This is a genomic window from Sphingobium sp. UBA5915 (genome assembly GCF_002431195.1).
GTDB lineage: Bacteria > Pseudomonadota > Alphaproteobacteria > Sphingomonadales > Sphingomonadaceae > Sphingobium > Sphingobium soli.
On the sequence record NZ_DJDV01000114.1, the window covers coordinates 1 to 4,826 of the forward strand.

The window sequence follows — 4,826 nt, forward strand, 5'->3', positions numbered from 1 at the left end:
ACGCCCGAGGCCGTACGCTTACCTACGCTCGATCAACAATGCTATCTGGCCCTCTACGGCCAGATGTCGGATTACCAGCGCGCCCAGATATGGCAGCGCATCCACAAGCAGGCATTTGACGAGCAACAGGCCGCATTGGCTGAGGCGCATCGTCGTCACCAGCTAGACCAGAAGAAGACCGACCAGCTTCTCAAGGCTCGTTCGCTACAGGAGCGTATCGCAGACGCCGCCGCCAAGCGCGGCAAGGTAATCGATGGCCAGTAAGCTGGACGACTACCTAGACCTTATCTCCTTCGTTCGCGACCAGACCCTCTATTGCGGTGTCAATGCCTTCTGGAACGAATGGCTCCCCGCTCAGGACGATGAGTTTCGCGAAGCCATTCTAGCCGTCATGCAAGACCCGGCGTTCGCGCTGGAAGAGCATCAGCTTATGCCCCGCGTGGACTGGCGTATCTGGATGCTCCGCATGGGACGTGGCGCGGGCAAGACCCACGCGGCTGCTACCAACTGCAATCTGCTGGCCGAATATGTCTTCCCCGGCGGCTATGGCATCCTCGTCGGCCCGACATTCAAGCATGTCCGCGACACCATGATCCTTGGGCCGAGTGGCCTCATCAATACCGCCCGCCCTGATTTTGTCCCGCACTTCAAACCCCATGATGCGGCGGTCATCTGGCCCAACGGCACGCGTGCGACCATCTACACCGCCGACGATCCGCAGGGCATCCGTGGTCCATCGCTGAACTTCGGCTGGGGCGACGAACTCACGCTTTGGCGAAATGAGCGCACCTTCGATAACCTGTTCCGCGCTGTCCGTGAGAAGCATCAGCACGGCACAAAGCTGATTATCACCACCTCGCCTATCAAGGCGCAGGAATGGGTGAAGGCCATTGAGACACGCCCCAACACGGTCACGTCCACGGCATCGTCCATGGCCAATATCCATCAGGACGCGGACCACCTGGCCGAACTGACAGCGGAAGCTGCCGTGGGCAGCACCAAGGCTCGCGAAGAGATCATGGGCGAATGGACGACCGGCGAGAGCCAGCTATGGAGCCGTGATAATATCGAGGCCATGGCGCTGGAAACGAACCTGCTGCCCAGTGCCTATGCGGAAACATGCGGACGCCGCTTCCTCAGCATCGACCCTAGCGGCGGCGTGAACGACGAAACTGGCATCGTCCTGTTCGGCAAGAAGGGCAAACAGGCGATCATGCTGGACGACTTCTCGGATAAGATGGGTCTGGACGCCAGCTACCGCTACATCGTGGAACTGGCGAAGCGCCATTTGAAGCCCGGTGACTTCGTGCTGTTCGAGGATAACAACCAGAAGTCCGGCCCTGCCCTACTCCGCAAGATGGCGTTGGAAGCAGGTTTCTCACTTCGAGTGATCCCCGTGACCGCCGTGAAGAGCAAATATGCCCGTGCGGAGGAAGCGTTCATCCATTGCCAGATGGGCAAGGTGAAGCTGCTGCGCCGGTCGGATAAGCTGGAAACGCAGCTTGTCGAATGGGAGCCGGATATGAAGTCCAGCCCTGACCGTGGCGACGCCTTCACGCAAGGCGTGAACCATCTGCTCGGAACCAAGCCCAAGCAGAGATTCTCAGTCGTTGATCTAGGACGCCTGTGAGTATCTTTGTCATCCTAAGTCACCGATACGGCAGGCGAAATTCGCTAATCGTAATCTGGTCCGAGATTGGCGTAGCCGTCTTCGGTGATATCGTAATAGCTGTTCGCGCAGTAGATTACATAACGGCTTTTAGGGTCGTAATCGGGTATTTTTTGCCGCTGCGACCACAGCAGTTGGCCCAGCGGTCCGGGTGATATTTTCATGTCCAGACTAATGTCATTTTTGAGACGGTTTGGACCGATGTGGGTAAGTGACGGCATGGGCGAATTGCTCCTCAGCTAAGGCGGCTCCCATTAGTGGTGACAGCCTCAAAGCCAAACAAGGGGCAATTGAAAAAACAGAGGAAGGGGCTGAGGTCGCCTCGTGACCACCGTCCACGCTTCGACCCTCGTCTCGCTAAATACCCTGTAGATCAACCAAATAACGGTGGCACAGTGGCGTGGTTCTGGCAGAAATCTCGTGATTACGGAAAGGTCGAAAGGCCCAGCAGTCGCCGCAGCGTAGGCGGCATGTTCAGCACGGGCGGCCTTTCAGGCGTTTGGACGGACGAAGAGAACTTCGCAGCCCGCGCCAAGAAGCTGCTCTACAAATGCCCGGTTAGCCGTCGCTGCTTTGAAATCCGCGCCGAGAAGCTGGCCAGCATCACGATCAAGATCGAAGGCGCCAGCAAGGCGACCAAGAAAGTCCTGACCAAGCCCAATTTCCGCGACCGCACGATGAGCAACCTACTCCGTGTGATCGAAACGGACCTTGGCATCGGCGGCGATAATTGGCTGTTCCTCAACAAAGAGATTGCCAGCAGGCCGGTCATTGAAGGGCTTCGCCCCGACTTCATGTATCAGGAGCCGGATCAGAACCGCATCCTCTACGACCCGTCGAAACGCCTGACCGGCACCAGCAAGCCAGAACTCATCTTCACGATGGACCCTGACGATTTCGGCCGCACGCAGATGGTCGAACGCATCATCCACGGCACCAATCGCTATGAGGTCATCGACGGGGCCGTGCTGCAAATCAGCATCTATAACCCGCTGAGCGCCTTACAGGGGTCAGGAGCCGGCGACGCTATCTTGGCCGATGTCTCGGCATATGCCGCCGCTACGAAACTCATGTATGCCCGTTTCGCCAATGGCGGTCGCAAGGCAGGCTGGATCACGCTGCCAGAGATCGACGGCTTGGACGACATGACCGACGATGATTGGGCAAAGCTGCGCGACACGATGGAGCGCCTTCGCAGCGACGACGAACTCAAGGGTCTGGTCGCCGGGTCGAACTTCATCGAAAACCAGATGACCTTCGCGGAACTCGACATTGTTGATGTCGTGAAGGCTCTGGAACGCCGCATCGCAATGGCGCTTGGCGTCCAGCCGGTCATGCTGGGCTTTGAGGGCGAAACCACCGGCATGAACATGCGAACGGCGGATCGCACCTTCTATACTGGCTGGCTCAAGCCCCGCGCCGAATTCATCCTTGGCCATCTTCAAGCCTTTCTGGCTGAAGAGATGGGCGACCTGAAGTTGTCCCTCACGATTGATGAAACCCAGCTTCCATACCTCCAGGACGATAAGCTGGAGCAGGTCGACAAGATGGCCGGTCGCGGCGCGCTGACGTTCAACGAGTATCGAGAATCGATGGGCTGGCCGCCCGTGGAATGGGGCAATGTCCCTATCCCGGTTGCCGGTGCTGGCGAAGCGTTCGCCACTTCTAGTGGTGACAAGGAACCCCAGCAGCAGCCCGAAACAGCCAAACCCCGCATCGTTGGCCACGGCGCAGATACCAGCCGCCGCGCCGATCAGCGCGGGTAACGCAATAAATAACGGCAAGAGGAACTGATAGGAACCAGACGCTTATGACCATGCAATTTCTGACGAAGAGTTTCAAAGCCGCTCCTATCAGGGAGAACGAGGTCGAAGGTCTGGCGTCCACATATGGCAACATCGACCATGCCGGTGATATCGTGGAACGCGGGGCATATGCCCGAACCCTAGATCGCTTCAACGGCAGCAGAAAGGGAATGCCCTTCCTTGCCCACCACCGTCATGACCGCCCTATCGGTAAGATCGTTGAACTGCGCGACAGCGACGAAGGCCTGTATTTCAAAGCCCGCTTCTCAGAAAGCCATGATGGTCAGAACGTCCGCCAGCAGTTTCTTGATGGAACGCTGGACAGCTTCTCCATCGGCTATCGGGTGATCCAGAAGCAGGCCGACCGCGTGAAGGACCGTCGTGTCCTGCGCCTCAAGGAAATTGCGCTCCATGAGATCAGCGCAGTCACTTTCCCCTGCAACGAGCTGGCCGTCATCAGCGCCGTGAAGGGCAACATCGGCGAAAGCTACAGCGACCTGAGCCTTGAGGATCAGCAGCGCCTCGCGGATTTCGCGGAAACGCTGCGCGCCGTGGCGAACGGCACTGCCCATGATGACATGCTGGCAGAAGTCGCGCTCGATCCAACCGAGATAATCGAGGCGGCAGCATCAGAAGATGATGAACAGCTACAGAAGGCATTTGAAGATGCTTGGCTGTCCTACCGCATCAAGCAGGCTTTCGATCGATAAATAAAGCGTCAGCAGGAATGCTGACCGGCACTCCGTTCAGGACTCGCCCTCTTATAACAGAAGGACTCGCTTTCGCCCTCCTCTGAACTCGAAATCAGAGGTGAATAGTGAACGAGAATATCCAGAAGCTGTTTGACGAACTGGCGACCAAGGCCAATTCGGCGGACGCTGTTAACAAGGCAGAGGTCCAGACCCTCTATGCCGAAATCAAGTCCCTACAGGATAAGCAGGTTGAGCAGGAAGCCGCTATCGAAGCAGCGACCGAAGCACTGGCGCGCAAGTCCACTACCAAGTCCCAGACAGTAGATGCCTCCGACGATCTGCGCGTCGCGCAGTTCGCGTTCGTCAAGGGCCGCCACGCTGTCACCGATGGCGACATCAAGGCCGACGAATTCAGCCGCACGGTCAACGTGGAAGGTGGTCACACGATCCCTACCCACTTCGACAGCGAAATCACCCGCGCACTGAACAAGGCCAGCCCGATCCGCGCACTCGCTCGCGTGTTGTCTGTGTCTGGCAATCTGGAACGCATCATCAAGGTCAAGACCTCCGGTGCCGCGCTGACGAAGACTGAAAAGGCTGCCTACGACCTCAACACCGTCGATACCTTCGCCAAGCTGCGTTGGGGTTTCGCCGATGTCA

Annotated in this window: 6 protein-coding genes; 5 read left to right on the forward strand and 1 reads right to left on the reverse strand. The window is 57.9% G+C overall.

The genetic code is table 11. The annotated features are described in order from the left end of the window. Positions 1-264, forward strand: a 264-nt coding sequence (locus B2V90_RS19955; protein WP_293922944.1) for a hypothetical protein, incomplete at its 5' end; no start/stop codon positions are given. Further along, positions 254-1,630 (forward strand): terminase large subunit domain-containing protein, encoded by a 1,377-nt coding sequence (locus B2V90_RS19960; protein ID WP_228222967.1) that lies wholly within the window; start codon positions 254-256, stop codon positions 1,628-1,630. The genes B2V90_RS19955 and B2V90_RS19960, both read left to right, overlap by 11 nt. Positions 1,631-1,674: 44 nt before the next feature. Here the strand turns inward: B2V90_RS19960 and B2V90_RS19965 are convergent, their stop codons facing one another. After that, a complete protein-coding gene (locus tag B2V90_RS19965; protein WP_228222966.1) occupies positions 1,675-1,890 on the reverse strand; it encodes a hypothetical protein in 216 nt (71 codons plus the stop codon). 249 nt (positions 1,891-2,139) lie between these two features. Here B2V90_RS19965 and B2V90_RS19970 point away from each other — a divergent pair, with 249 nt between their 5' ends. The 3 genes from B2V90_RS19970 to B2V90_RS19980 all read left to right on the forward strand — a co-directional run. After that, positions 2,140-3,435, forward strand: a complete 1,296-nt coding sequence (locus B2V90_RS19970; protein ID WP_228222965.1) for a phage portal protein — start codon at positions 2,140-2,142, stop codon at positions 3,433-3,435. 44 nt (positions 3,436-3,479) lie between these two features. Then, positions 3,480-4,184: an HK97 family phage prohead protease gene (locus B2V90_RS19975; protein ID WP_228222964.1), complete on the forward strand. Its 705-nt coding sequence runs from the start codon at positions 3,480-3,482 to the stop codon at positions 4,182-4,184. Between the two features lie 107 nt (positions 4,185-4,291). Beyond that, on the forward strand, positions 4,292-4,826 hold a 535-nt coding region (locus B2V90_RS19980; protein WP_293922945.1), incomplete at its 3' end, for a phage major capsid protein.

Excerpts from the sequence above, each read along its gene's own strand:
- B2V90_RS19970 (WP_228222965.1), top strand. The coding sequence starts at position 2,140 with ATGTTCAGCACGGGCGGCCTTTCAGGCGTTTGGACGGACGAAGAGAAC.
- B2V90_RS19965 (WP_228222966.1), bottom strand. The coding sequence starts at position 1,890 with ATGCCGTCACTTACCCACATCGGTCCAAACCGTCTCAAAAATGACATT.
- B2V90_RS19960 (WP_228222967.1), top strand. The coding sequence starts at position 254 with ATGGCCAGTAAGCTGGACGACTACCTAGACCTTATCTCCTTCGTTCGC.
- B2V90_RS19975 (WP_228222964.1), top strand. The coding sequence starts at position 3,480 with ATGACCATGCAATTTCTGACGAAGAGTTTCAAAGCCGCTCCTATCAGG.